Source organism: Paraburkholderia phytofirmans (assembly GCF_046028095.1).
GTDB classification, from domain to species: Bacteria; Pseudomonadota; Gammaproteobacteria; order Burkholderiales; family Burkholderiaceae; genus Paraburkholderia; species Paraburkholderia phytofirmans_A.
Genome location: NZ_JAQQDJ010000007.1, coordinates 1 through 25237, shown reverse-complemented (window position 1 = coordinate 25237; position 25237 = coordinate 1). Strand labels below are relative to the sequence as shown.

Sequence of the window (25237 nt, the reverse complement as noted above, 5' to 3'; positions counted from 1 at the left end):
AGGATCTCACGATGCGCGTCTTTAATTTCTCCGCCGGCCCCGCGGCCATGCCCGAAGAAGTGCTGCGTCAAGCCGCCGACGAAATGCTCGATTGGCAGGGCAGCGGCATGAGCGTGATGGAAATGAGCCATCGCGGGAAAGAGTTCATGTCGATCCACGAGGAAGCGCTCGTCGATCTGCGCGACTTGCTGGAAGTGCCGGCAAGCCATCGCATTCTGTTCCTGCAAGGCGGCGGTCTCGGTGAGAACGCAATCGTGCCGATGAATCTGATGGGCGCAAAGCCGCGCGCGGATTTCGTCGTGACGGGTTCGTGGTCGCAGAAGTCGCTGAAGGAAGCTCAGAAGTACGGTACCGTGCATCTGGCGGCGAGCGGTCAGACCGCGGACGGTTTCACGCGCGCACCCGCCCGTTCCGAATGGCAACTGTCGGACGACCCGGCTTACGTGCATCTGTGCACGAACGAGACGATCCACGGCGTCGAGACATTCGAAATTCCCGATCTCGGCGATATTCCGCTCGTGGCCGACGCCTCGTCGCATATCCTGTCGCGTCCCATGGACATCGCCAAATATGGCGTGCTGTTCGGCGGCGCGCAGAAGAACATCGGCATGGCCGGCGTAACGGTGGTGATCGTGCGCGAAGACATGCTGGATCGCGCGCAGTCAATCTGCCCGTCGGCGTTCGAATGGAAGACCGTCGCCGAGAACAATTCGATGTACAACACGCCGCCCACCTATGCGATCTACATCGCCGGGCTGGTGTTCAAGTGGTTGAAGAAGCAGGGCGGCCTGACCGCGATGGAAGCGCGCAATGTCGAAAAGTCGAAACTGCTGTACGACGCCATCGACTCGAGCAGCTTCTATCTGAACAAGGTCGAGCGTGGCTCGCGCTCGCGGATGAACGTCCCGTTTTTCCTCGCCGACGAGTCGCGCAACGAAGATTTCCTGGCCGGCGCGAAAGCGCGGGGAATGGTGCAGCTAAAGGGCCACAAGTCCGTCGGCGGCATGCGGGCGTCGATTTATAACGCCGTCCCGCTCGAGGGCGTCAAAGCGCTTGTCGAATACATGAAGGAATTCGAACAGCGCAGCGCCTGAGTATTACGGCGCGCGCATCCTTTCCAGCACGCATTTGTGCAGCAGCTACCGGCAGGGCCGTTTTCACGCATGGACGACGAACTCAATACCCGACTCAAACCCCTTCGCGAACGCATCGACGCGCTCGACGCGCAATTGATCGCGCTTCTCAATCAGCGCGCCGCGGTGGCGCTCGAAGTGGGCGAAGTCAAGAAGCATTTCAACGCGCCGGTGTTTCGGCCCGAGCGTGAACAGCAAGTGATCGCGCGCTTGCAGGACATGAGCGAAGGGCCGCTCGCGAGCGAGCATATCAGCGCGATCTGGCGCGAGATCATGGCCGCGAGCCGCGCGCTCGAGAAGACCATCAAGGCCGCGTATCTCGGGCCGGTCGGTACTTATAGCGAACAGGCGATGCACGAATACTTCGGTCAGTCGATCGAAGGCCTGCCGTGTCCGTCGATCGACGAAGTGTTCCGTTCGGTCGAAGCCGGCGCCGCGGAATTCGGCGTCGTGCCGGTCGAGAATTCGACCGAAGGCGCGGTGTCGCGCACGCTCGATCTGCTGTTGCAAACGCAACTCACGATCGGCGGCGAATTGGCTTTGCCGATTCATCACAATCTGTTGACGCTGAACGGCGGGCTCACCGGCGTGACGCGCGTGTGCGCGCATGCGCAGGCGCTTGCGCAGTGCCAGCGCTGGCTGTCGACCAACGCGCCGCATCTCGAGCGCCAGGCGGTGTCGAGCAACGCCGAAGCGGCACGCATGGCGGCGGAGGATCCGACCGTGGCGGCGATCGCCGGCGATCGCGCCGCGACCCATTACGGTCTGCAAGTCGCGTATGCGCTGATCCAGGACGATCCGCACAACCGCACGCGCTTCGTGATGATCGGCAAGCAGCCTGCCGGCCCGAGCGGATATGACCAGACGTCGCTGATCGTGTCGGTCGTGAACGAACCGGGCGCGATGGTCAAACTGCTGGAGCCGCTGGCGCGTCACAGCGTGTCCATGACGCGCTTCGAATCGCGCCCCGCGCGTGTCGGCACGTGGGAGTACTACTTCTACATCGACGTCGAAGGCCATCGGGACGACCCGGCGGTCGCCGCCGCGCTCACCGAACTCGGCGAGAAGGCCGCGTTCCTGAAGATTCTGGGTTCGTATCCGCGCGCCCGCTAATGATATTCACGCGGCGGCCCGCAGCACCACGCCGCGGCCGCCGCGCATTCAATTACTCATAGTCGTTCGGAGATTCTCATGACAGCGTCTTTCGGTCCTTCCTACGTGCGCGCGATTGCGCCTTACATCGCAGGCAAACCGATTTCGGAAGTGGCCCGCGAGTTCGGTCTGGACGAAGCGACCATCGTGAAACTCGCGTCGAACGAAAATCCGCTCGGCATGCCGGAGTCGGCGCAACGCGCCATGGCGCGGGCCGCGAGCGAACTGGGCCGTTACCCGGATGCGAACGCGTTTGAGCTTAAGGCTGCGCTGAGCGAGCGCTATGGCGTTCCGGCCGATTGGATCACGCTCGGCAACGGCAGCAACGACATCCTCGAAATCGCAGCGCATGCGTTTGTGGAAAAGGGCCAGTCGATCGTCTATGCACAGTATTCGTTCGCGGTTTATGCGTTGGCCACGCAAGGCCTGGGTGCGCGCGCGATCGTCGTGCCGGCCGTTAAATATGGTCACGACCTCGACGCGATGCTCGCCGCCGTCACTGATGACACGCGTCTGATTTTCGTCGCCAATCCGAATAACCCGACCGGGACGTTTATCGAAGGACCGAAGCTCGAAGCGTTTCTCGACAAGGTGCCGCGCCACGTAGCCGTCGTGCTCGACGAGGCGTACACCGAGTATCTGCCGGAAGAGAAGCGCTACGACTCGATCGCTTGGGTGCGTCGCTATCCGAATCTGCTGGTGTCGCGCACGTTCTCGAAGGCGTTCGGCCTCGCCGGTTTGCGCGTGGGTTTCGCGATCGCGCAGCCTGAGTTGACCGATCTGCTGAATCGTCTGCGTCAGCCGTTCAACGTGAACACGCTTGCGCAAGCCGCGGCGATCGCCGCGCTCAACGACAAGGCGTTTCTGGAAAAAAGCGCCGCGCTGAACGCTCAGGGCTATCGCCGACTGACTGAAGCGTTCGACAAGCTCGGCCTGGAGTATGTGCCGTCGGACGGCAACTTCGTGCTGGTGCGTGTCGGCAACGACGACGCTGCCGGCAACCGCGTCAACCTCGAATTGCTGAAGCAGGGCGTGATCGTGCGTCCGGTCGGCAACTACGGTTTGCCGCAGTGGCTGCGCATCACGATCGGCCTGCCGGAAGAAAACGAGGCATTTATCGCGGCGCTCGAAAAGACGCTCGCCGCCGCATAAGCGGGAACCCTTGACCCGCGCGCCTCGTCGGCATGAAAGGCGCGCTTTATCTGTGACCGACGTGGCCGCGTTTTCATTTAACAAGCTGGTAATTTTCGGTGTCGGCCTGATCGGCGGATCGCTTGCGCGCGCGTTGCGCGAGCGCGGTGAGGCCGAAGGTGTGCGCGAGGTGATCGGTGTCGGGCGTTCGTCCGCATCGACTGAGCGCGCTCTGGAACTGGGTGTGATCGACGGTTCGGCGGCGCTGAACGATGACGCCGCGCTCAGTGAAGTGCTCAGTGGCGCCGACTTCGTCCTGCTCGCCGCGCCCGTCGCGCAAACGCAGCCGCTGCTCGAACGCATCGCGCCGTTTCTCGACACCGCGACGATCGTCACCGACGCCGGCAGCACCAAGTCTGACGTGGTCGCCGCAGCCCGCGCGGCGCTCGGTGCGCGCATCGGCCAGTTCGTGCCGGGGCATCCGATTGCCGGCCGCGAGGCCAGCGGCGTGGAAGCGGCGTTGCCCGACCTCTATGTCGGCCGCAACGTCGTGTTGTGCCCGCTGCCTGAGAATGCGCCGGCAGACGTGGAACGCGTCGCGGCGATGTGGCGCGCTAGCGGCGCGCTCGTGCGCGACATGGCGCCCGAGCAGCACGACCGCGTGTTCGCGTCGGTCAGCCATTTGCCGCATGTGCTCTCGTTCGCGCTGGTCGAGCAGATTCTCAATTCGCCCGACGCCGCGCTGAAATTCTCGTTCGCCGCGGGCGGTTTCCGCGACTTCACGCGGATCGCCGCGTCGAGCCCGGAAATGTGGCGCGACGTGTGCGTCGCCAATCGCGTCGCGCTGCTCGACGAACTCGACGCCTACACGGCGGTGCTGGCGCGCCTGCGCGCCGCCATCGAAGCCGCCGACGGCGCCGCCCTCGAAGCCGTGTTCGCGCGCTCGCGCGTGGCGCGCACCGAATGGCAGGAACAGCGCGCGGCCGGCGTCGCGAATAGCGACGCGTCGAAATAACCGGAAACTGGACTCAATCATGGAATTCCTCGATCTCGGACCGTTTTCCCGCGCGTCCGGCACGATTCGTCTGCCTGGCTCGAAGAGCATTTCGAACCGGGTGCTGCTGCTGGCCGCGCTCGCCGAAGGCGAAACGACGATCACGAATCTGCTCGACTCCGACGACACCCGCGTGATGCTCGACGCGCTCGAAAAGCTCGGCGTGCGTCTGAAGCGCGACGGCGACACTTGCGTCGTGACCGGCACGCGCGGCGCGTTCACCGCGCGCACGGCCGATCTGTTTCTCGGCAATGCGGGCACGGCGGTGCGTCCGCTAACGGCGGCGCTGGCGGTCAATGGCGGCGACTACCGCATTCACGGCGTGCCGCGCATGCACGAGCGGCCGATCGGCGACCTGGTCGACGGCTTGCGCCAACTTGGCGCCAGGATCGACTACGAAGAGAACGAAGGCTATCCGCCGCTGCGCATCCGCCCGGGCCAAATCAACGCCGACGCGCCGATCACCGTGCGCGGCGACGTGTCGAGCCAGTTCCTGACCTCGCTGCTCATGACGCTGCCGCTGGTGCGCACCGAGAGCGGTGTGAGCACCGTGCAGGTGGACGGCGAGCTCATCTCGAAGCCCTACATCGAGATCACCGTCAAGCTGATGGAGCGCTTCGGCATCAAGGTCGAGCGCCATGGCTGGCATCAGTTCGTGGTGCCGGCGGGGCAGCGGTATCAGTCGCCGGGCACGATCATGGTGGAGGGCGATGCGTCGTCCGCTTCGTATTTCCTCGCGGCCGGCGCGCTCGGCGGCGGGCCGCTGAGGGTGGAAGGCGTCGGCCGGGCGAGCATCCAGGGCGACGTCGGCTTTGCCGATGCGCTCATCAAGATGGGCGCGAACCTTCAAATGGGCGACGACTGGATCGAAGTGCGCGGCGTCGGCCACGACAGCGGCAAGCTCGAGCCGATCGACATGGACTGCAACCTGATTCCCGATGCCGCGATGACGATCGCCGTCGCGGCGCTGTTCGCGGACGGCGCGACCACGCTGCGCAATATCGCCAGCTGGCGCGTGAAGGAAACCGACCGGCTCGCCGCGATGGCGACCGAGCTTCGCAAAGTCGGCGCCAAAGTGCAGGAAGGCGAGGATTACCTCGTGATCGAACCGCCTGAAAAGCTGACCCCGAACGCCGCTATCGACACCTACGACGATCACCGTATGGCCATGTGCTTTTCGCTGGTGAGCCTCGGCGGGGTGCCGGTGCGGATCAACGACCCGAAGTGCGTCGGCAAGACGTTTCCCGATTATTTCGAGCGCTTCACCGCGCTCGCTCAACCCTGATTCGACCCCGAATCGACTGACGTGCGACTTTTTCGATGAAACCGACCCGTCCCTTTCACCAGACGCCCGTCATTACGATCGACGGCCCGAGTGCCTCCGGCAAAGGCACCGTGGCCGCGCTGGTGGCCGCGAGCCTCGGCTTCCACCTGCTGGATAGCGGCGCGCTGTACCGTCTCGCCGCGCTCGCCAGCCTGCGCTACGACATCCCGGCCGACGACGCCGACGCCCTTGTAGAGCTGATCGACGATCTGCACATCACCTTTCGCGAGGGAATGGCGCAGCTCGACGGCGTCGACGTATCGGCCGAGATTCGCGCTGAGGAAGTCGGCGCCCGCGCCTCGGCGATCGCCGTGCACGCGCCGGTGCGCACCGCGCTGGTGGCGCGCCAGCGGGCTTTCCGCAAGGAACCCGGACTGGTCGCCGACGGCCGCGACATGGGCACGGTGATCTTCCAGGACGCCGTGCTGAAGGTGTTCATGACCGCCAGCGTCGAGGCCCGCGCGGCGCGCCGGCATAAGCAATTGATCCAAAAAGGATTTTCTGCTAATATAGATGACTTGCTCCGGGATTTGCGTGAGCGCGATGAGCGTGACAGTCAGCGCGTAGCCGCGCCACTCAAGCCCGCAGCGGATGCAAAGCTGCTTGATACCTCCGCATTGTCGGTCGACCAGGCGGTCGAGCAAGTGGTGCAGTGGTATGAAGCTTTAGTCCCGCATGCCTGACGAAAGTACGCGTTGTGCTTCAGGTGTGGGAGCAGTAGAAATCCGTTGTTAGTAGGTGCTTCGCGATCGTCGTGAAGCGTTGTGTTTAACCCTTTAACCCCGCGTGGCATTCGCACTTTAGCCGAAATTGCTGACCGTCCGGCCAGCCGGGCACCGCGAGAACCATGCAAATTTTGATTTTTATGTCCGACCTGCAAACCTCTACCCCGAATACCGAATCTTTTGCGGCTCTGTTCGAAGAGTCGCTGACCAAGCAAGACATGCGCGCCGGTGAAGTGATTTCCGCCGAAGTCGTGCGTGTTGACCACAACTTCGTGGTCGTCAACGCTGGTCTCAAGTCCGAAGCCTACATCCCGCTCGAAGAGTTCCTGAACGACGCGGGCGAGGTAGAAGTGCAGGCGGGCGACTTCGTTTCCGTCGCGATCGACGCGCTGGAAAACGGCTATGGCGACACGATCCTGTCGCGCGACAAGGCGAAGCGTCTGGCTTCGTGGCTGTCGCTGGAAAAGGCTCTCGACAACAACGAACTCGTGACCGGCACGATCACGGGCAAGGTCAAGGGCGGCATGACCGTCATGGTCAACGGCATCCGCGCGTTCCTGCCGGGTTCGCTGGTCGACACGCGTCCGGTCAAGGACACGACCCCGTACGAAGGCAAGACGCTGGAATTCCGCGTCATCAAGCTCGACCGCAAACGTAACAACGTCGTGCTGTCGCGCCGTGCCGTGATCGAAGCGACCCAAGGCGAAGAGCGCGCAAAGCTGCTCGAAACGCTGAAGGAAGGCGCGATCGTGGAAGGCGTGGTGAAGAACATCACCGATTACGGCGCGTTCGTGGACCTCGGCGGTATCGACGGCCTGCTGCACATTACCGACATCGCATGGCGTCGTGTGCGTCACCCGAGCGAAGTGCTGTCGGTTGGCCAGGAAGTCACCGCTAAGATCCTCAAGTTCGATCAAGAAAAGAACCGCGTTTCGCTGGGCATCAAGCAACTGGGCGACGATCCGTGGGAAGGCATCTCGCGCCGTTACCCGTCGGGCACGCGCCTGTTCGGTAAGGTCACCAACATCACCGACTACGGCGCATTCGTCGAAGTCGAATCGGGCATCGAAGGCCTGGTTCACGTGTCGGAAATGGACTGGACGAACAAGAACGTTGCACCGTCGAAGGTTGTGCAACTGGGCGACGAAGTCGAAGTCATGGTTCTCGAAATCGACGAAGACCGCCGCCGTATCAGTCTCGGCATGAAGCAATGCAAGCCGAACCCGTGGGACGACTTCAGCCGCAACTTCAAGAAGGGCGACAAGCTGCAAGGCGCAATCAAGTCGATCACCGACTTCGGCGTCTTCATCGGTCTGCCGGGCGGCATCGACGGTCTGGTTCACCTGTCGGACCTGTCGTGGTCGGAAACGGGCGAAGAAGCGGTTCGCAAGTACAAGAAGGGCGACGAAGTGGAAGCGATCGTTCTCGGCATCGACGTCGAGAAGGAACGCATTTCGCTGGGCATCAAGCAGCTCGAAGGCGACCCGTTCAGCAACTTCGTTGCAATGAACGACAAGGGTTCGATCGTCGACGGCGTGGTCAAGACGGTGGACGCGAAGGGTGCAGTGGTTCAGCTGTCGACGGAAGTCGAAGGCTACCTGCGCGCTTCGGAAATCGCACAAGACCGCGTGGAAGATGCTCGCAACGTGCTGAAGGAAGGCGACAAGGTCAACGCGATGATCATCAACATCGATCGCAAGTCGCGTGGCATCAACCTGTCGATCAAGGCCAAGGATTCGGCTGAGCAACAGGAAGCGATCCGCGGCCTGGCTTCGTCGGACTCGAGCTCGGCTGCCACCGGCACGACGAACCTCGGCGCGCTGTTGAAGGCCAAGCTCGACGGCCAGAACCAGTAAGCCTGAGAGGTCTGCTGCAGTATGACCAAATCGGAATTGGTCGCCCAGCTGGCTGCGCGATTTCCGCAACTTGTCCTTAAAGATGCGGATTTCGCGGTGAAGACGATGCTTGATGCGATGTCGGAGGCACTTGCCAACGGTCATCGCATCGAAATTCGCGGCTTCGGCAGCTTCGGCCTTAACCGCCGTCCCTCCCGCGTCGGACGTAATCCGAAGTCGGGCGAGAAGGTGCTGGTACCTGAGAAGTACGTACCGCACTTCAAGCCCGGCAAGGAATTGCGCGAACGGGTAGATCGTCGCGCGGGAGAGCCGCTGAAGGCCGAAGAGCCGGATGACGATCTGTAAATGCCTCGCTGTGCCGTTTGCAGCGTGGCATTGGTGGCGTCAGCGGCCAAAGCCAGTCGGCAAAAGACCAGAAAAAGCGCCTTTGGGCGCTTTTTTTTCGCCTGTATGTTTGGCGTTTGGTGCCGCGGCGTTTCGCCCCGGGTTGACTCGTGGCCCGCGGGCATGGCGGGCGAGCATGCCCACAAGCGGGCGGGCAACCATGGCCCGCAGGCACTCCACTACACTCCCGCAAGCATGCAAGCCGCCTCACCCTGCAAGCAAACTAGCGCGGGCTGCAAGCGCGCGAGCCAGTGCGGCCCGCAAGCACGTGAGCCAAGACGCGTGGTAAGCATGTGAGCCGTTACGGCCTACAGCAGACAGGGCCAGCACGACCGCAAACAAAGAAGGCTAACTCACCGCGCATCTGCCCACCTCCCTGCCCACCTCCCGCCCGACACAAGACAACCTCGCATACCCCCCAATCCGCCAGTTCCTGCCCAGCCGCGAGGGCTTCAATTACAATACGGGTCACTTCGGCGCGGGCAACACCGTGGCGCGACGCGTCATCAAGCCGGCGTCACCCCGCAACTGCCGTCAAGAGACCTATTCATGAAATTTATCGTCTGGCTGATCCGTGTGCTGGTGTTCGTGCTGCTGCTGGTGGTGGCGCTCGCCAATACACAACCTGCTACGCTGAATTTCCTCGCCGGCTACGCATGGTCGGCGCCGTTGATCCTGATCGGCCTCGCGTTCTTCGTGGTGGGGCTGCTGGCCGGGCTGGTGTCGTCGATGCCGGCCATGCTGCGCTTGCGCATGGAAAATGGCCGGCTCAAGCGCGAGTTGCGGGTGGCGCGCGAAACCCCGGTCGTGGTCGAACAACCGCCCATGCCGCCGTTGATCTGAACCTTCCGCCGCGCGCCTTGAGCGCGGCTTTCCGTTTTCGCTTTCCCGCACATTTGCATTAATCGCATGGATCTAGACTTCTGGTGGCTGCTCGTCATACCCGTCGCGTTCGCGCTCGGCTGGATGGCCGCGCGCTACGACCTCAAGACGCTGCTGTCCGAAAGCGCCAACCTGCCGCGCTCGTATTTTCGCGGCCTGAATTTCCTGCTCAACGAGCAGCCGGACCAGGCGATCGACGCGTTCATCGAAGTGGTCAAGCTCGATCCGGAAACGGTCGAGTTGCACTTCGCGCTGGGCAATCTGTTCCGGCGCCGCGGTGAAACGGATCGCGCGATTCGCGTGCATCAAAACCTGTTGAGTCGCGCCGACCTGCCGGTCAGCGAGCGTGATCACGCGCTCTACGAGTTGGGACAAGACTTCCTGAAGGCGGGTCTGCTCGATCGCGCGGAAGAAACGTTCCGCTCGCTCGAAACCGGCGACTACGCGCTGGGCGCGCAACGCGCACTTCTCACCATCTACGAAATCGAGAAGGACTGGGTAAAGTCGATCGATACCGCCCGCCATCTGGAAACGATGGGCGCCGAGTCGCTCGACAAGGAAATTGCGCAGTTCCACTGCGAACTCGCCCAGGAAGCGCTACAACAGAAGAAACCGGACGAAGCCCGCCGCCAGCTCGGCTTCGCGCTGAAGGCGAACCCGACCAACGTGCGCGCCACGATCCTGTTCGGCGATGTCGACGCGGCCGGCGGCGCGCAGGAAGCGGCGATCGCCCAATGGCGTCGGGTAGAGGAGCAGAATCCGGCTTATCTGCCGCTGGTGGCCGAAAAGCTGATGAAGGCCTACGACGCGCTCGGCCGCCCGCAAGATGGCGCCGATCTGCTCACCACGTGGGTGGACCGCTATCCGACCAACGACCTGCTCGACGTTGCCTATCAGCACGTCGCATCGTTGCGCGGACCTGACGCCGCCCATGCACTGGCGCGTTCGCAAATGCAGAAGTCGCCGAATCTGGCGGGCATGACGCGGCTGCTCGAAGCGCAGGAAGCCGTCGCGGAAGAACCGCGGCGCAGCGAACTCGAACTGATGCGCACGCTGATCCGCCAGCGCACCAAAAATCTGCCACGGTATACGTGCCAGAATTGCGGTTTCAGGGCGCGGCTTTTCTACTGGCAGTGCCCGGGTTGCAGCGGTTGGGAAACCTATGCGCCGCGCCGCGTCGAGCCGATTACCGCATCGAACTGATGCTATGGCGGCCGCACCGGCTCCGGCCGTGCGGCCTGGCCGTCACCGGGCGCAGCAGGGCAAGCGCCCATGTGCGCACGCCTATCGCAACATGTTCATGACCGGCTTCATCGCCGGGAATCCTCACCGGAACCCTCTACCGGAAAGCGTATGAAAATCACCATTATCGGCACGGGCTATGTGGGTCTCGTCACTGGCGCGTGTCTTGCCGAGATCGGTCACGACGTTTTCTGTCTCGACGTCGACCCGCGCAAGATCGAAATCCTCAACAACGGCGGCGTGCCCATTCACGAGCCGGGCCTGCAGGAAATGATCGCGCGCACGCGCGCGGCGCGGCGCATCACGTTTTCCACGGATGTCGAAGCCAGCGTCGCGCACGGCGACGTGCAGTTCATCGCCGTCGGCACACCGCCGGACGAAGACGGCTCGGCCGATCTGCAATACGTGCTCGAAGCGGCCCGCAACATCGGCCGCACGATGAACGGCTTCAAGGTGATCGTCGACAAGTCGACGGTGCCGGTCGGCACCGCGCAGCGCGTACGCACGGTGGTTGAAGAAGAACTGGCTAAACGCGGGCTCGCCGACAGCGCGCAGCATCGCTTCTCGGTGGTGTCCAACCCCGAGTTCCTGAAGGAAGGTGCTGCGGTCGACGACTTCATGCGCCCCGACCGTATCGTGATCGGCATCGACGAAGACGAACCCGGTATGCGCGCGCGCGAATTGATGAAGCGTCTGTACGCGCCGTTCAACCGCAATCACGAACGCACGCTGTATATGGACGTGCGCTCGGCCGAATTCACGAAATACGCCGCCAACGCCATGCTGGCCACGCGCATCTCGTTCATGAACGAGATGTCGAATCTGGCGGACCGCGTCGGCGCGGATATCGAAGCGGTGCGCCGCGGCATCGGCTCGGATCCGCGGATCGGCTATCACTTCCTGTACGCCGGCTGCGGCTACGGCGGCTCGTGCTTCCCGAAGGACGTGCAGGCGCTGATCCGCACGGCGAGCGAAAGCGGCCACAATCTTCGCATCCTCGAAGCGGTCGAGGAAGTGAACCACAAACAGAAAGACGTGCTGGTGCACAAGATCACGAACACGCTCGGCAATGATCTGAGCGGCCGCACGTTCGCCGTGTGGGGCCTCGCGTTCAAGCCGAATACCGACGACATGCGCGAGGCGCCGAGCCGTCGTCTGATCGCGGAACTGCTGGCGCGCGGCGCCCAGGTGCGCGCCTACGATCCGGTCGCGGTGACCGAGGCGCGCCGCGTGTTCGCGATCGACCTGCACGACGCACCGGATCAGTTCGCGCGTCTGACCTTCACGACCACGCAGGACGAAACGCTCACCGGCGCCGACGCCCTCGTGATCGTGACCGAATGGAAAGAATTCAAGAGCCCGGATTTCGTTCATCTGAAATCGGTGCTGAAGTCGCCGCTGATTTTCGACGGCCGCAACCTGTATGAACCGGACGCGATGACCGAGCTCGGCATCGACTACCACTCGATTGGACGCCCTTATGCCCAACCCTCTGAACTTCCGGCCGTTGCCTGAGACCGTGCCCGGCGCCACGCCGACCACGCCCGCGCCACAACTCACGGTCGTGCCGCGCGAACAGCTTGCGGCCGCGCGCGTGCTGGTGGTGGGCGACGTCATGCTCGATCGTTACTGGTTCGGCGACGTGAACCGCATCTCGCCGGAAGCGCCCGTGCCGGTCGTGCACGTGCAGCGTCAGGAAGACCGCCTCGGCGGCGCGGCGAACGTGGCGCGCAACGCGGTTGCGCTCGGCGCGCAAGCCGGCTTGCTTTGCGTGGTCGGCCATGACGAACCCGGCGAGCGCATCGTGCAACTGCTCGACGAAAGCGGCGTGAAGCCGCATCTCGAACGCGATCCGGCGCTGCTCACCACGATCAAGCTGCGTGTGCTGTCGCGCCAGCAACAGTTGCTGCGCGTCGACTTCGAAAATTCGCCCGCGCACGAAGTGCTGCTCGCGGGTCTTGCGCGGTTCGACGAGCTGCTGCCGTCGCACGACGTGATTCTGATGTCCGACTACGCGAAGGGCGGCCTGACCCACGTCACGCAGATGATCGCGAAGGCGCACGCGGCGGGCAAGCCGGTGCTGGTCGATCCGAAGGGCGACGACTGGGAACGCTATCGCGGCGCCACGCTGATCACGCCGAACCGCGCCGAGTTGCGCGAAGTGGTCGGCCAGTGGAAATCCGAAGAAGATCTGATCGCGCGCGTGACGAAGCTGCGCACCGATCTGCAGTTCAAGGCGCTGCTGCTGACGCGTTCGGAAGAGGGCATGACGCTCTTCTCGGACGACGGCATCCTGCACGCGTCGGCGGTTGCGCGCGAAGTGTATGATGTCTCGGGCGCGGGCGACACCGTGATCGCCACGCTCGCCGCCATGCTCGGCGCGGGTCTCACGCTGGTCGAGGCGGTCGGGCTCGCGAATCGCGCGGCCGGTATCGTGGTCGGCAAACTCGGCACCGCCACCGTCGACTACGACGAACTTTTTCACTGATGCGGCTCGCCGGGTCCCTCGCTGTGCTTCCATGAACGGCGTGCAAAAGGGATCCGCGCGGCGTCGACTGAACCTGTCGATCGGAGCGAGCGCCAAGCGCTGACTCCGATCCAATGCCAAGCTCACTACCGCAGGATCATCAATCATGACCCTCATCGTCACCGGCGCGGCCGGTTTTATCGGCAGCAATCTCGTGAAGGCGCTCAACGAGCGCGGTGAACAACGCATCATCGCCGTGGACAATCTCACGCGCGCGGACAAGTTCAAGAACCTGGTCGACTGCGAGATCGACGACTACCTCGACAAGACCGAGTTCGTCGAACGCTTCAAGCGTGGCGACTTCGGCAAGGTACGCGCGATATTCCACGAAGGCGCCTGTTCGGACACGATGGAAACCGACGGCCGCTACATGATGGACAACAACTTCCGCTACAGCCGCGACGTGCTCGATGTCTGCCTCGCGCAGAACATCCAGTTCCTGTATGCGTCGTCGGCGGCAACATATGGCGGGTCGAGCCGTTTCGTCGAAAAGCGCGAGGTCGAGCAGCCGCTGAACGTGTACGGCTACTCGAAGTTCCTGTTCGATCAGGTGATCCGCCGCGTGCTGCCTACCGCGAAGAGCCAGATCGCGGGCTTCCGTTACTTCAACGTCTACGGGCCGCGCGAGACGCATAAGGCGCGCATGGCGTCGGTAGCGTTTCACAACTTCAACCAGTTCCGCGCCGAGGGCAAAGTCAAGCTGTTCGGCGAATACAACGGCTACGCCGCGGGCGAGCAGACGCGCGATTTCGTCTCGGTGGAAGACGTGGTGAAGGTCAATCTGTTCTTCTTCGACAATCCGGACAAGTCGGGCATCTTCAACCTGGGCAGCGGCCGCGCGCAACCGTTCAACGACATCGCCAGCACAGTGGTCAACACGCTGCGCTCGCTGAACAACGAACCGGCACTCTCGCTCGCTGATCAGGTGCAGCGCGGGCTGATCGAATACATTCCGTTCCCCGACGCGTTGCGCGGCAAGTACCAGTGCTTCACGCAGGCGGACCAATCGAAGCTGCGCGCGGCCGGCTACGACGCGCCGTTCCTGAGCGTGCAGGAAGGTGTCGACCGTTACGTGCGTTGGCTATTCGGCCAGGTGTAAATAATTCGGATCCCTCTTTAAACTGGAATCTCCCGGTTGGTGATGGTCGCCAACCGGTTGTACGAGGGAGATTCCATATGTTTCGAAAAATTCTGGTTACCGCGGCCATGCTCGCCGCTTTTGGCCACGCTTATGCGGCGGTCGACGTCAACACGGCTAATGAGGATGCGTTGCGCGGCATCAAGGGCATCGGTCCTGCCAAAGCGAAAGCCATTCTCGAAGAGCGTGCAGCGCATGGTCCGTTCAAGGACCCGGCCGACCTCGGCAAGCGCGTCAAAGGCATGGGCGGGCATACCGTCGAGCGCCTGCAGGCGGAGGGTCTCGCTGTCGGTCCGGCTGGCGCGGCTGCTAACCCGCAGGCTGCGGCGTCTGCACAGACCAAAGGCGCGGCCGCTCCGGCCGCCACGCCGAAGAACGGCGCCACGGTGGCAGTGAAGAAATAGCCTGACATGGACCGCGCGCGTGGGTCTCGTGACTCGCGCGCCCGGTCCGTCCGCATCGTTTTCACCTTCATGGTCGGAGTTGGCAATAACGCTCCTTCAGCTGTCATGCAGATGACTGGCTCCCGCGGTACTCAGCCGCGGGCTTTTTGCGTTGCGGGCGCTCGCACACGGGCGCCTGCATCCATGCGGGCAGAAGGGCCGCACGGCAGCCGCGGGCACGGTGGTTTAGAATCGATGGATTGAAGACTCCGCGCATCGACAGCACCAGAACCGATATGGCTTACAAAACGATTGAAGACACGATCGGCAATACGCCGCTCGTACAACTCGTCCGGCTTCCCGACGACGAGATTCGCAGCCGCAATAACGTGATTCTTGCAAAGCTCGAGGGCAACAACCCGGCGGGCTCGGTGAAGGATCGCCCGGCGTTGTCGATGATCAAGAAAGCGGAAGCGCGCGGACGCATCAAGCCGGGCGACACGCTGATCGAATCGACCAGCGGCAACACGGGCATCGCGCTCGCCATGGCGGCCGCGATCCGTGGCTACAAGATGGTTTTGATCATGCCGGAAGATCTGTCGGTGGAACGCCGTCAGAGCATGGCCGCGTATGGCGCGCAGATCGTGCTCACGCCGGTCACGGGCGGCATGGAGTACGCACGCGATCTGGCCGAGCAGATGCAGCGCGAAGGCAAAGGCATCATCCTCGACCAGTTTGCCAACCCGGACAATCCGGCCGCGCACGTCGAAGGCACGGGCCCGGAAATCTGGCGCGACACGGAAGGGCGCATCACCCACTTTGTGTCGTCTATGGGCACGACCGGCACGATCATGGGCGTGTCCAGCTATCTGAAAGAACAGAATCAGGCTATCGAGATCATCGGCGCGCAACCCGAAGAAGGTTCGCGCATTCCGGGCATCCGCAAATGGCCGGAAGCTTATCTGCCGAAGATTTTCGATCGCAGCCGCGTGGACCGCGTCGAGAACGTGAGTCAGGCCGCCGCGGAAGCGATGGCGCGCCGCATGGCCTCGGTGGAAGGGATTTTTGCCGGCATCTCGTCGGGCGGCGCGTGCGAAGTGGCGCTGCGCATCGCACGGCAGGTTGAGAACGCGACGATCGTGTTCATCGTCTGCGATCGCGGCGACCGCTATTTGTCGACGGGTGTGTTTCCCGCGTAAGACGTCGCTTAAAGTCTCGCTTGCCAATAAAAAAGCGCCGGTTCAAGACCGGCGCTTTCTTATCTCGTCGACTTGTGAGGCGCACCCGGCGCCGGCACGACAGGTTACTGCGAGGCCGCAACCGGTGGCGCGGCATTGTTGCCGGCGTTGGTTGCGTCGCCGGCTTCCATTTGCGCCTTGACTCGCTGACCCAACTGATACACCGCAAGCGCATAAAAGAAGCTGCGGTTGTAGCGCGTCAGCACATAGAAGTTTTTCAAGCCCAGCTTGAACTCGGTGCCACGTCCCGGCGAGGGCAGGTCCACCACCGTCACCGGCGTGCCGGCTTCCGACGCCACATCCACACCCGGTTCGTTCAGCAGCAAGCCGGCCCGCAGCAATTGATCGAGCGGCCAGTGCGGCTCGGGCTGGCCATCGGCGGCGGCTTGCGCGACGCCCAGGCTGCCGGCGTCCGAGCCGATCTTCCACACCACCGGCCGGCCGCTTTCCCAGCCGTTCTGCCGCAGATAATTCGCCACGCTGCCGATCGCATCCGCCTGGCTCGTGCGCAGGTCGATCTGCTTGTTGCCGTCGTAGCTCACCGCGTATTGCACGATGCTGCTCGGCAGGAACTGCGGAATGCCGATCGCGCCGGTATAGGAACCGAGCACCGTGGTCGGATCGATCTGCGAGTCGCGCGTCCACACCAGATAGTCTTCGAGGTTCTTGCGGAAGGTCGCCTGGCGATCCGCGCGATTGGCGGTGCTCGGATAGTCGAAGCTGAGCGTGGTCAGCGCATCGAGCACGCGGAAGTTGCCCATGAAGCGCCCATAGATCGTCTCCACGCCGATGATGCCGACGATCACTTCCGGCGGCACGCCGAACTCTTCATACGCGCGTTGCAGCGTGGCCTGGTTCGCGCGCCAGAAGCGCACGCCGGCATTGATGCGGACCTGGTCGAGAAAGCGCGACTGATACACGCGCCAGTTCTTGACCGACGGCGAGGGCGACGGCGTTACGAGCTTGACCGCGGTCGCCGAATAACTCACGCCTGCAAAGAGCGAGTGCAGCGTGGCTTCGTCGAAGTCGTAGCGCGCGACCATGTCATTGATGAACGCGTTGACGTCGGCATTGTTCGCGTAGCGCTGCGGGATGATCTCTTCTTCGAACGTTTGCCCTTGCGGCACCGCGGGTTGCGGCTGGCCTTGCGCGAGCAGTACCGGCGGTTTTTTGGCGGCGCTCTGCGCGCTCGCCGGACTGGTTGCCATGAACATGCACGATGCGACGGACAGTGCGGCGGCGATGGTTCTGGTGCGTAGCCGGTTTCGTGCAGACAGAGCAAGCTTGACGGTCATAGTGAGCTAAAGGCGCGTGGCGCAGGAGACAAGGGAAAGACGGGGAAAAACCGATCGGGGCAGTATACCCGACGCCTCCCGCAAAACTGTGCCTGAGGCGTCACAGCCACATCGTGTGGTAACTTGATGCATGTTGGCGCGCCGAGGGCGCGCACCCCTGGATGGAGACATGCCGCGCGCGCCTCGAAGGCGTGACGCCGCAGAAAGAGAATCATGGCAACAGGCTTCTATTCCCACGCCGACTGTCTGCTGCACGATATGGGGCAATGGCATCCCGAATGCCCCGCGCGTCTGCAGGCCATCGAAGATCAGTTGATCGCGAGCCGCATCGACTCCTTGATCGAGCGCGAGTCGCCGCCGCTCGCCGACGACGCCGCGTTGCTGCGCGTGCATACGCAAGCTCACGTCGACTATATCCGCAGCCGCTCGCCGGCTGAAGGCGTCGCCGAAATCGATCCCGATACGACGATGTGCCCGCACACGTTGCAAGCCGCGTTGCGCGCGGCCGGCGCCGCGGTCGCCGCGACCGATGCGGTGATCGAAGGCCGTTACGACAACGCCTTCTGCAGCGTGCGCCCGCCCGGCCACCACGCGGAGCCTGCGCGTGCCATGGGCTTCTGTTTCTTCAACAACGTCGCGATCGCCGCGCGTCATGCGCTCGAAGTGCACGGGCTGCAACGCGTCGCGATTATCGATTTCGACGTGCATCACGGCAACGGCACCGAGGCGGCTTTCTCGGGCGACTCGCGTGTGCTGATGTGCAGCATCTTCCAGCATCCGTTTTACCCGTTCACTGGCGCCGACAATCAGGCGCCCAACATGTGCAACGTGCCGATGCCCGCGCGCTCGAAAGGCATGGCAGTGCGCGAAGCGGTGGACATGCTGTGGTTGCCGCGCCTGCATGAGTTCAAGCCGGAGATGCTGTTCATCTCGGCCGGCTTCGACGCGCATCGCGAGGACGACCTCGGCAACATGGGCCTCGTCGAAGACGATTACGCCTGGATCACCGATCAGATGCGCGAGATCGCCAAGCGTTATGCGCACGGACGGATCGTCAGTTGTCTCGAAGGCGGTTACAACCTGTCCGCGCTCGGGCGCAGCGTAGTCGCGCATGTGCGCTCGCTGGCGGGGATCTGAGACGCTATGCCGCTGCGCCGCGCGCGCTATCCACTCAAAACGTATTAGGACCGAGCCATGAGTGCCGATGCGGGCAACGCTTCACTGGTCGAGATCGAACACGGCGCATACGGCGTGCCGGGCGTCGTGCGTGTGACGATGAACCGGTCCGACGCCTTCAACGCACTCTCAGAAGCTTTGCTCGACGAGCTACAGACCGCATTAAGCGAAATCGGGCGCTCGGATGCTCGCGTGGTCGTGATCGCCGGCGCGGGCCGAGCATTCTGCGCGGGACACGATCTGAAGGAAATGCGCGCGGCGCCGTCGCTGGCTTACTACCAGGCGCTGTTCGCCCGCTGCACGAAGCTCATGATGACGATCCAGCGCTTGCCGCAACCGGTGATCGCGCGTGTGCATGGCATCGCCACGGCGGCGGGTTGTCAACTCGTCGCGATGTGCGATCTGGCCGTCGCCGCCGACACGGCGCGGTTCGCCGTGTCGGGTGTGAATCTCGGGCTCTTCTGCGCGACGCCATCCGTGCCGCTGTCGCGCAACCTCTCGCGCAAGGCCGCGCTTGAAATGCTGCTTACCGGTGATTTCATCGATGCCGTTCAGGCGAAGCAGCAAGGGCTCATCAATCGCCAGGTTCCCGCGGATGCGCTCGACGTTGAAATCACGCGGCTCGCCACCAGTATCTGCGCGAAGCCCGTCGAAGCCGTGAGTGCCGGCAAAGGCCTGTTCTATCGTCAGTTGGAGATGGGTATCGAGGCGGCTTACCAACTCGCTGGCCAGACCATGGCCTGCAACATGATGGACGAGTCGGCGCTCGAAGGCGTGCAGGCTTTCATCGACAAACGACCGCCCGACTGGAAATCGTGACGCGCGCTAGCCGCGCGTCGCTCGGGCTCTATCGGATCACCAGCCGTTTTTCAATCCACTCGATCAAAGCCCCGATCACCCGATCGCGGTCGATGTCGTTCATCGTCTCGTGATAGCTCCCTTCGTGCAGCGTGAGCGTTTTGTCCGGCGAGCCTGCATGCTGGCCGAATTCGCGGCTGCCTTCGGGTTCGGTGAGCTTGTCGGCGGTGCCGTGATAGACCAGCAGCGGTAACCGCAAGCCCGCACGGCCGCGTTCGATGCGCGCCATCGCCAGCAGCAGTTCCGCGCCAGTGCGCGCGGGAATCGCGCCGTGATGCACGAGCGGATCGTTGCGATTGGCGTTCACCACGGGCTGAAGGCGCGAGAGCAAAGCGGCGTCGATTTTCATCGCCGGGAAGCTCGGGTAGAGACGGCTGATCACCTGGCTCAACTTGAGCATCCAGCGCGGCACGTCGCGGCCGGGTGCGAGCGCCGGGCTCGACAGGATCAGGCCGTTCAGGCGCCGGCCGCTCGGTTCGAGCCGTTCGATCGCATACAGCGCGGCCACGGCGCCGCCCATGCTGTGGCCCATCAGGAAGAGCGGGGCGCAACTTTGCGCGGCGGCGTCGAGCAGGGCTTGCGCGTCCAATAGATAGTCGTCGAAGCGTTTCACGTAGGAGCGCTTGCCGGGCGCGTGGCCGTGGCCGCGCAGATCGATCGCCACCAGTTCGATGCCCGCCGCGTTCAGCCGCCCGGCGAGCGCTGAGTAGCGGCCGGCGTGCTCAGCGAGGCCGTGCAGCAGCGCGACGGTGGCACGCATTGGCGTGGTCGCCGGCCAGCGGTACAGCGGTAAGGCGATGCCGTCGGCGGTCGTAACCGAGCCGCGTTGCGGCTCACCGGCGGTGTTACCGCCGCTGTTGCCCGCCACCAACCGAACATTGCTGCTTTGAGAACTCTCCATGCCTGCGCGCCTATCCCGTTTTAATTCCGCCGATCATAGTCGCAGCGACCATGCGCGCGCGAGTGGCCCACACGGAGTGAGCCTCTAATGCTTTCAGGTTATGAAAAGATCGTAATTGATTATTAAAGGGAATGACGACGCTGCGGTAGAATTGCGGGCTCAAATCCCAATAAAAGCAACGGCGGCCGCTTGTCGGGAGCACACAACGCTCGCTGACAGACTCCGCCGTTTCGTTTTTCCATGATCGAAATACGCAATATCTCCCAGCGGTTCGCCGGGCCCCGGGGCTGGGTCGAGGCGCTGCACAACGTCAATCTGTCGATTCCGGCGGGCGAGGTGTTCGGCATCATCGGCCGCAGCGGTGCGGGCAAGAGTACGCTCGTGCGCACTCTCAACCTGCTGACGCGCCCGAGCGAAGGCAATATCGTCGTCAACGGCCGCGATCTGACGACGCTGCCCGCCGCGCAATTGCGCGAGGCGCGCCGCGAGATCGGCATGATCTTCCAGCACTTCAATTTGCTGTCCTCGCGCACGGTGTACGAGAACGTCGCGCTGCCGCTCGAACTCGCCGGCATGAAGCGCGACGAAATCGAAGCGAACGTGCTGCCGCTGCTCGAACTGGTCGGTCTTTCAGCGCAGAAGGATCGGTATCCGGCGCAGATCAGCGGCGGGCAAAAACAGCGCGTCGGCATCGCGCGCGCTTTGGCAAGCAAGCCGAAAGTGCTGCTCTCCGACGAAGCGACCTCCGCGCTCGATCCTGAAACCACGCGCGCGATTCTCGACCTGCTCAAGCGCATCAATCGTGAACTGAACCTGACGATCGTGCTGATCACGCACCAGATGGACGTGATCAAGCAGGTCTGCGATCGCGTTGCCGTGCTGGACGCGGGCCGTGTGGTCGAAGAAGGCAAGGTCATCGACGTGTTCCTGCAGCCGCACCACGAAGTCACGCGCGCGTTGATCGGCGACGTGATCGCGCAGGAACTGCCGCCCGCCATGAAGGCGCGCGTCGCCGAGCGGCTGAAGACCGGCAGCGGCCACTTGCTGCGCCTCGCGTTCACCGGCTCAGGCGTCGATCAGCCTATTCTCTCGGAAACGATTCGCCGCTACGAACTCGACTTCAACATTCTGCACGGCCAGATCGACGAGATCCAGGGGCAGGCGTTCGGCTCGCTCGCGGTGCTCGCGGGCGGCGAACCGACCAAGGTGGCGCAGGCGCTGACGTATCTGCGCGAACAGGGCGTGGTGGTGGAGGAGTTGTCGTATGTTGAGTGAAATGTTCGATATGTTCGTCCAGTCGTTCTGGGAAACGCTCGTCATGGTGGGCATTTCCGGACTGGTCGGCGCTTTGGTTGGCTTGCCGCTCGGCGTGGTGCTGTATCTCACGGATCGCCAGGGCGTGCTGCAGAACATCGCCGTGAATCGCGCGATGGGCGTGGTCGTCAATGCGGTCCGTTCGACGCCGTTCATCATCCTGCTGGTGGCCGTGATTCCGTTCACGCGTCTGGTGGTCGGTTCGTCGATCGGCACGGCGGCCGCCGTCGTGCCGCTGACGATCGCCGCCGCGCCGTTCATCGCGCGTCTGGTCGAGACCGCGCTGCGCGAAGTGGATCGCGGTCTGATCGAAGCGGCCCAGGCGATGGGCGCGACCACCAGCCAGATCGTCTTCAAGGTGTTGTTGCCGGAGTCGCTGCCGGGCGTGGTCGCCGGCTTGACGATCACCTTCGTCTCGCTGGTCGGCTATTCGGCGATGGCCGGTGCGATCGGCGGCGGCGGCCTCGGCGATCTCGGCATTCGCTACGGGTATCAGCGGTTCCTGCCGGAAGTGATGTTGACGGTCGTGGTGATTCTGATCGTCTTCGTGCAGTTGGTGCAGTCGTTCGGGGATTGGCTCGTGCGTCGTTTGAGCCATAAGTAAAACAACAAAGTCGACAGGTTTGGAAAGGTCCATCATGCAACGTCGTTTCATTCTCAAGCTGGCTGCGGCGCTCGGCGCCGCATCGCTCTTCGCCGCCAACGCGGCTCACGCTGAAGACACGATCAAGGTCGGCGTCACCGGCGGTCCGCACGCGCAGATCATGGAAGTCGTGAAGACGGTCGCGGCGAAGAACGGTCTGAACATCAAGATCGTCGAATTCTCCGACTACGTGCAGCCGAACGCCGCGCTCGCCGGCGGCGATCTGGACGCGAACAGCTACCAGCACGACCCGTATCTGCAAGCGCAGGTGAAAGACCGCGGCTACAAGCTGATCCGTGTCGCTGACACGGTCACGTACCCGATGGGCGTCTATTCGAAGAAAGTGAAGACGCTTGCCGAACTGCAGCCGGGCGCGAAGATCGCGGTGCCGAACGATCCGACCAACGGCGGCCGCGCGTTGCTGCTGCTGCAAAAGCAGGGTCTGCTCAAGCGGCGTGCCGACGCGGGCCTGAAGGCGACGCCGCTCGATATCGTCGACAACCCGAAGAAGTTGAAGATCGTCGAACTCGACGCCGCGCAGATTCCGCGCTCGCTGAACGACGTGGACGCGGCTGCGATCAACACGAACTTCGCGATGGAAGCGGGTCTGAAGCCGAAGCAGGACGCCATCGCGATCGAAGACCCGAAAGGTCCGTACGTGAACATCATCGCAATTCGCGAGGCAGATAAAAATAAGCCGTGGGTCGCGAAGCTGGTCGCGGCGTATCATTCGCCGGAAGTGAAGCAGTTCGTGGAAAGCAAATTCGGCGGGTCGGTCATCACCGCGTGGTAAGCGGGCGGCCTGCAAAGCAAGCAAGACACGACGGCAATGGAAAGTTTAGAGTCGTAAGTCTTAACCCGGGGTTGTCTCCCGGGTTTTTTCGAGTTTAAAATAGAACGACCGTTCGATATTGCCGTCACGCCGCTGGGGAGCGATATCCTCCTGCTAAAGCACCCGCGACCGGGCTGCCGTGAGGGCAGTCGTTATAATGTTCGTTGGGTTGACGTATTCGTAACTTTGGAGCGTGTGCATGAAAATCCTGGTGCCAGTCAAAAGAGTGGTCGATTACAACGTGAAAGTTCGAGTCAAGTCGGACGGCACGGGCGTCGACATCGCGAACGTGAAGATGTCGATGAATCCGTTCGACGAAATCGCGGTTGAAGAAGCCGTGCGTCTGAAGGAAGCGGGCGTGGCGACGGAAGTGATCGCTGTGTCGGCGGGTGTGACGCAATCGCAGGAAACGTTGCGTACGGCGCTGGCGATCGGCGCGGATCGCGCGATCCTGATCGAGTCTTCGCAGGAACTGCAGCCGCTGGCCGTGGCCAAGCTGCTGAAGGCACTGGTCGACAAAGAACAGCCTGGGCTGGTCATTCTCGGCAAGCAGGCTATCGACGACGATTCGAATCAGACTGGTCAGATGCTCGCTGCGTTGGCTGGTCTGCCGCAAGCGACGTTTGCTTCGAAGGTTGTCGTCGCTGACGGCAAAGCTACCGTTTCGCGTGAAGTGGACGGCGGCGCTGAAACGCTGTCTTTGAAGCTGCCCGCTGTCGTCACCACCGACCTGCGCCTGAACGAGCCGCGCTACGTGACGCTGCCGAACATCATGAAGGCGAAGAAGAAGCCGCTGGAAGTTCTCAAGCCGGAAGATCTGGGCGTTGATGTCACGCCGCGCCTGAAGACGCTGAAAGTTGTCGAGCCGCCCAAGCGCTCCGCCGGTGTGAAGGTGCCGGATGTGAAGACGCTGGTCGAGAAGCTGAAGACCGAAGCCAAGGTGCTTTAAGTAGAACGCGGAGACAGAGCAAATGACGAATCTGGTAATTGCAGAACACGACAACGCGTCGATCAAGGCCGCGACGCTGAACACGATTGCAGCCGCGCAGAAGATTGGTGGCGATATTCACGTGCTGGTGGCGGGCCACAACGCACAAGCCGCAGCAGATGCAGCAGCGAAGATTGCAGGCGTTAGCAAAGTGCTGCTGGCCGACGCGCCGCAGCTCGAAGCGGGTCTTGCGGAAAACGTCGAAGCAACGGTGCTGAACATCGCGAAGGACTACACGCACATCCTCGCGCCGGCGACCGCGTACGGCAAGAACATCACGCCGCGTATTGCAGCAAAGCTGGATGTCGCGCAGATCAGCGACATCACGGCGGTGGATTCGGCTGATACTTTTGAGCGTCCGATCTACGCCGGCAACGCGATCGCTACCGTTCAATCGGCTGATCCAATCAAGGTCATCACGGTGCGCACGACCGGTTTCGATGCCGTCGCAGCCGAAGGCGGCAGCGCATCGGTTGAGAAAATCGAAGCAGCGGCCGACAGCGGCATCTCGTCATTCGTGAGCCGTGAAGTGACGAAGCTGGATCGTCCGGAACTGACGTCGGCGAAGGTCATCGTCTCGGGTGGCCGCGGTCTGGGCAACGGCGAGAACTACACCAAGGTTCTCGAACCGCTGGCGGACAAGCTGAACGCAGCGCTGGGCGCATCGCGCGCCGCGGTCGACGCGGGCTTCGTGCCGAACGACTATCAGGTCGGCCAAACCGGCAAGATCGTCGCGCCGCAGCTGTACATCGCAGTCGGCATCTCGGGCGCGATCCAGCATCTGGCCGGCATGAAAGACAGCAAGGTGATCGTCGCGATCAATAAAGACGAAGAAGCGCCGATCTTCAGCGTCGCCGATTACGGTCTGGTGGGCGATCTGTTCACGCTCGTGCCTGAACTCGTTAGCGAACTCGGCTAAGCGCCGTAGCGCCGAATAAAAGGCGTCTGGCAGCACAGGAAGGGCGCGGGACCGATCAAGTCCAGCGCCCTTTTTTTATATCCGAAGCGGGAGGAGAACCGAAATGAGCTATACGGCGCCCATTAAAGACATGCTGTTCGTC

At 62.9% G+C, this 25237-nt stretch carries 24 protein-coding genes; 22 read left to right on the top strand and 2 right to left on the bottom strand.

Annotated elements, in window-relative coordinates; all coding sequences use genetic code 11:
• Nucleotides 1-11: 11 nt before the first annotated feature.
• The 15 genes from serC (at nucleotide 12) to cysM (ending at nucleotide 16130) form a co-directional block, all read left to right on the top strand.
• A complete protein-coding gene (gene serC / locus PQR54_RS20165) occupies nucleotides 12-1094 on the top strand; it encodes a 3-phosphoserine/phosphohydroxythreonine transaminase (RefSeq protein WP_408248734.1) in 1083 nt (360 codons plus the stop codon).
• A 69-nt stretch (nucleotides 1095-1163) separates the two neighbouring features.
• Nucleotides 1164-2246 (top strand): prephenate dehydratase, encoded by a 1083-nt coding sequence (gene pheA, locus PQR54_RS20160; RefSeq protein ID WP_012433979.1) that lies wholly within the window; start codon nucleotides 1164-1166, stop codon nucleotides 2244-2246.
• Between the two features lie 78 nt (nucleotides 2247-2324).
• Entirely contained in the window at nucleotides 2325-3437 is a 1113-nt protein-coding gene (gene hisC, locus PQR54_RS20155; protein WP_408248732.1) for a histidinol-phosphate transaminase, read from the top strand.
• 52 nt (nucleotides 3438-3489) lie between these two features.
• Nucleotides 3490-4431, top strand: coding sequence for a prephenate dehydrogenase (locus tag PQR54_RS20150; protein ID WP_408248730.1), 942 nt, complete (start codon nucleotides 3490-3492; stop codon nucleotides 4429-4431).
• 19 nt (nucleotides 4432-4450) lie between these two features.
• A complete protein-coding gene (gene aroA, locus PQR54_RS20145) occupies nucleotides 4451-5755 on the top strand; it encodes a 3-phosphoshikimate 1-carboxyvinyltransferase (protein ID WP_408248728.1) in 1305 nt (434 codons plus the stop codon).
• 35 nt (nucleotides 5756-5790) lie between these two features.
• Nucleotides 5791-6477, top strand: coding sequence for a (d)CMP kinase (gene cmk / locus PQR54_RS20140; RefSeq protein ID WP_408248726.1), 687 nt, complete (start codon nucleotides 5791-5793; stop codon nucleotides 6475-6477).
• A gap of 164 nt (nucleotides 6478-6641) precedes the next feature.
• Complete coding sequence (gene rpsA / locus PQR54_RS20135) at nucleotides 6642-8375, top strand: 30S ribosomal protein S1 (protein ID WP_106283263.1); 1734 nt, start codon at nucleotides 6642-6644, stop codon at nucleotides 8373-8375.
• A gap of 21 nt (nucleotides 8376-8396) precedes the next feature.
• On the top strand, nucleotides 8397-8720 hold the full coding sequence (locus tag PQR54_RS20130; protein WP_012433973.1) for an integration host factor subunit beta: 324 nt from the start codon (nucleotides 8397-8399) through the stop codon (nucleotides 8718-8720).
• A 588-nt stretch (nucleotides 8721-9308) separates the two neighbouring features.
• Nucleotides 9309-9602, top strand: a complete 294-nt coding sequence (locus PQR54_RS20125; protein ID WP_408248723.1) for a LapA family protein — start codon at nucleotides 9309-9311, stop codon at nucleotides 9600-9602.
• 66 nt (nucleotides 9603-9668) lie between these two features.
• A complete protein-coding gene (gene lapB, locus PQR54_RS20120; protein ID WP_408248721.1) occupies nucleotides 9669-10844 on the top strand; it encodes a lipopolysaccharide assembly protein LapB in 1176 nt (391 codons plus the stop codon).
• 150 nt (nucleotides 10845-10994) lie between these two features.
• A complete protein-coding gene (locus PQR54_RS20115; RefSeq protein ID WP_408248719.1) occupies nucleotides 10995-12398 on the top strand; it encodes a UDP-glucose dehydrogenase family protein in 1404 nt (467 codons plus the stop codon).
• Nucleotides 12364-13371 (top strand): D-glycero-beta-D-manno-heptose-7-phosphate kinase, encoded by a 1008-nt coding sequence (gene rfaE1, locus PQR54_RS20110; RefSeq protein WP_408248718.1) that lies wholly within the window; start codon nucleotides 12364-12366, stop codon nucleotides 13369-13371. Before PQR54_RS20115 ends, rfaE1 begins: the two co-directional genes overlap by 35 nt.
• Before the next feature lie 145 nt (nucleotides 13372-13516).
• The gene (rfaD, locus tag PQR54_RS20105; protein WP_408248716.1) at nucleotides 13517-14509 is read left to right on the top strand and encodes an ADP-glyceromanno-heptose 6-epimerase; all 993 of its coding nucleotides are present in this window, start codon (nucleotides 13517-13519) and stop codon (nucleotides 14507-14509) included.
• A 77-nt stretch (nucleotides 14510-14586) separates the two neighbouring features.
• The gene (locus PQR54_RS20100) at nucleotides 14587-14952 is read left to right on the top strand and encodes a ComEA family DNA-binding protein (protein WP_408248714.1); all 366 of its coding nucleotides are present in this window, start codon (nucleotides 14587-14589) and stop codon (nucleotides 14950-14952) included.
• Between the two features lie 275 nt (nucleotides 14953-15227).
• Entirely contained in the window at nucleotides 15228-16130 is a 903-nt protein-coding gene (gene cysM, locus PQR54_RS20095) for a cysteine synthase CysM (RefSeq protein WP_012433966.1), read from the top strand.
• Between the two features lie 104 nt (nucleotides 16131-16234).
• Here cysM and mltB read toward each other — a convergent pair whose 3' ends face one another.
• The gene (mltB, locus tag PQR54_RS20090; RefSeq protein WP_408248712.1) at nucleotides 16235-17383 is read right to left on the bottom strand and encodes a lytic murein transglycosylase B; all 1149 of its coding nucleotides are present in this window, start codon (nucleotides 17381-17383) and stop codon (nucleotides 16235-16237) included.
• 294 nt (nucleotides 17384-17677) lie between these two features.
• On the opposite strand from mltB, the gene PQR54_RS20085 reads away from it, so the two are divergent.
• Together PQR54_RS20085 and PQR54_RS20080 are read left to right on the top strand one after the other, a co-directional pair.
• Nucleotides 17678-18601, top strand: a complete 924-nt coding sequence (locus PQR54_RS20085; RefSeq protein ID WP_408248710.1) for a histone deacetylase family protein — start codon at nucleotides 17678-17680, stop codon at nucleotides 18599-18601.
• Between the two features lie 57 nt (nucleotides 18602-18658).
• Nucleotides 18659-19459, top strand: a complete 801-nt coding sequence (locus tag PQR54_RS20080) for an enoyl-CoA hydratase (protein WP_408248708.1) — start codon at nucleotides 18659-18661, stop codon at nucleotides 19457-19459.
• A gap of 28 nt (nucleotides 19460-19487) precedes the next feature.
• Here the strand turns inward: PQR54_RS20080 and PQR54_RS20075 are convergent, their stop codons facing one another.
• Nucleotides 19488-20399: an alpha/beta hydrolase gene (locus PQR54_RS20075; RefSeq protein ID WP_408248706.1), complete on the bottom strand. Its 912-nt coding sequence runs from the start codon at nucleotides 20397-20399 to the stop codon at nucleotides 19488-19490.
• A gap of 240 nt (nucleotides 20400-20639) precedes the next feature.
• Here PQR54_RS20075 and PQR54_RS20070 point away from each other — a divergent pair, with 240 nt between their 5' ends.
• The 5 genes from PQR54_RS20070 to PQR54_RS20050 all read left to right on the top strand — a co-directional run bounded on the left by PQR54_RS20070 (nucleotide 20640) and on the right by PQR54_RS20050 (nucleotide 25095).
• Entirely contained in the window at nucleotides 20640-21674 is a 1035-nt protein-coding gene (locus PQR54_RS20070; RefSeq protein ID WP_132373516.1) for a methionine ABC transporter ATP-binding protein, read from the top strand.
• Nucleotides 21664-22317 (top strand): methionine ABC transporter permease, encoded by a 654-nt coding sequence (locus PQR54_RS20065; protein WP_408248704.1) that lies wholly within the window; start codon nucleotides 21664-21666, stop codon nucleotides 22315-22317. The genes PQR54_RS20070 and PQR54_RS20065 overlap by 11 nt, the downstream gene beginning before the upstream one ends.
• A gap of 34 nt (nucleotides 22318-22351) precedes the next feature.
• Entirely contained in the window at nucleotides 22352-23149 is a 798-nt protein-coding gene (locus PQR54_RS20060) for a MetQ/NlpA family ABC transporter substrate-binding protein (protein ID WP_408248702.1), read from the top strand.
• A 238-nt stretch (nucleotides 23150-23387) separates the two neighbouring features.
• Nucleotides 23388-24137: an electron transfer flavoprotein subunit beta/FixA family protein gene (locus PQR54_RS20055; protein ID WP_408248700.1), complete on the top strand. Its 750-nt coding sequence runs from the start codon at nucleotides 23388-23390 to the stop codon at nucleotides 24135-24137.
• A gap of 22 nt (nucleotides 24138-24159) precedes the next feature.
• Nucleotides 24160-25095, top strand: coding sequence for an electron transfer flavoprotein subunit alpha/FixB family protein (locus PQR54_RS20050; RefSeq protein WP_408248698.1), 936 nt, complete (start codon nucleotides 24160-24162; stop codon nucleotides 25093-25095).
• The last annotated feature ends 142 nt before the right edge of the window (nucleotides 25096-25237 follow it).

Bases quoted from the DNA above. Each gene is read 5' to 3' on its own strand.
- PQR54_RS20130 (WP_012433973.1), top strand. From the start codon at position 8,397: ATGACCAAATCGGAATTGGTCGCCCAGCTGGCTGCGCGATTTCCGCAA.
- cmk (WP_408248726.1), top strand. From the start codon at position 5,791: ATGAAACCGACCCGTCCCTTTCACCAGACGCCCGTCATTACGATCGAC.
- PQR54_RS20065 (WP_408248704.1), top strand. From the start codon at position 21,664: ATGTTGAGTGAAATGTTCGATATGTTCGTCCAGTCGTTCTGGGAAACG.
- PQR54_RS20125 (WP_408248723.1), top strand. From the start codon at position 9,309: ATGAAATTTATCGTCTGGCTGATCCGTGTGCTGGTGTTCGTGCTGCTG.
- hisC (WP_408248732.1), top strand. From the start codon at position 2,325: ATGACAGCGTCTTTCGGTCCTTCCTACGTGCGCGCGATTGCGCCTTAC.
- cysM (WP_012433966.1), top strand. From the start codon at position 15,228: ATGGCTTACAAAACGATTGAAGACACGATCGGCAATACGCCGCTCGTA.
- lapB (WP_408248721.1), top strand. From the start codon at position 9,669: ATGGATCTAGACTTCTGGTGGCTGCTCGTCATACCCGTCGCGTTCGCG.
- PQR54_RS20115 (WP_408248719.1), top strand. From the start codon at position 10,995: ATGAAAATCACCATTATCGGCACGGGCTATGTGGGTCTCGTCACTGGC.
- serC (WP_408248734.1), top strand. From the start codon at position 12: ATGCGCGTCTTTAATTTCTCCGCCGGCCCCGCGGCCATGCCCGAAGAA.
- PQR54_RS20070 (WP_132373516.1), top strand. From the start codon at position 20,640: ATGATCGAAATACGCAATATCTCCCAGCGGTTCGCCGGGCCCCGGGGC.
- PQR54_RS20050 (WP_408248698.1), top strand. From the start codon at position 24,160: ATGACGAATCTGGTAATTGCAGAACACGACAACGCGTCGATCAAGGCC.
- PQR54_RS20080 (WP_408248708.1), top strand. From the start codon at position 18,659: ATGAGTGCCGATGCGGGCAACGCTTCACTGGTCGAGATCGAACACGGC.
- PQR54_RS20055 (WP_408248700.1), top strand. From the start codon at position 23,388: ATGAAAATCCTGGTGCCAGTCAAAAGAGTGGTCGATTACAACGTGAAA.
- rpsA (WP_106283263.1), top strand. From the start codon at position 6,642: ATGCAAATTTTGATTTTTATGTCCGACCTGCAAACCTCTACCCCGAAT.
- PQR54_RS20085 (WP_408248710.1), top strand. From the start codon at position 17,678: ATGGCAACAGGCTTCTATTCCCACGCCGACTGTCTGCTGCACGATATG.
- aroA (WP_408248728.1), top strand. From the start codon at position 4,451: ATGGAATTCCTCGATCTCGGACCGTTTTCCCGCGCGTCCGGCACGATT.
- PQR54_RS20100 (WP_408248714.1), top strand. From the start codon at position 14,587: ATGTTTCGAAAAATTCTGGTTACCGCGGCCATGCTCGCCGCTTTTGGC.
- PQR54_RS20075 (WP_408248706.1), bottom strand. From the start codon at position 20,399: ATGGAGAGTTCTCAAAGCAGCAATGTTCGGTTGGTGGCGGGCAACAGC.
- pheA (WP_012433979.1), top strand. From the start codon at position 1,164: ATGGACGACGAACTCAATACCCGACTCAAACCCCTTCGCGAACGCATC.
- PQR54_RS20060 (WP_408248702.1), top strand. From the start codon at position 22,352: ATGCAACGTCGTTTCATTCTCAAGCTGGCTGCGGCGCTCGGCGCCGCA.
- rfaD (WP_408248716.1), top strand. From the start codon at position 13,517: ATGACCCTCATCGTCACCGGCGCGGCCGGTTTTATCGGCAGCAATCTC.
- mltB (WP_408248712.1), bottom strand. From the start codon at position 17,383: ATGTTCATGGCAACCAGTCCGGCGAGCGCGCAGAGCGCCGCCAAAAAA.
- rfaE1 (WP_408248718.1), top strand. From the start codon at position 12,364: ATGCCCAACCCTCTGAACTTCCGGCCGTTGCCTGAGACCGTGCCCGGC.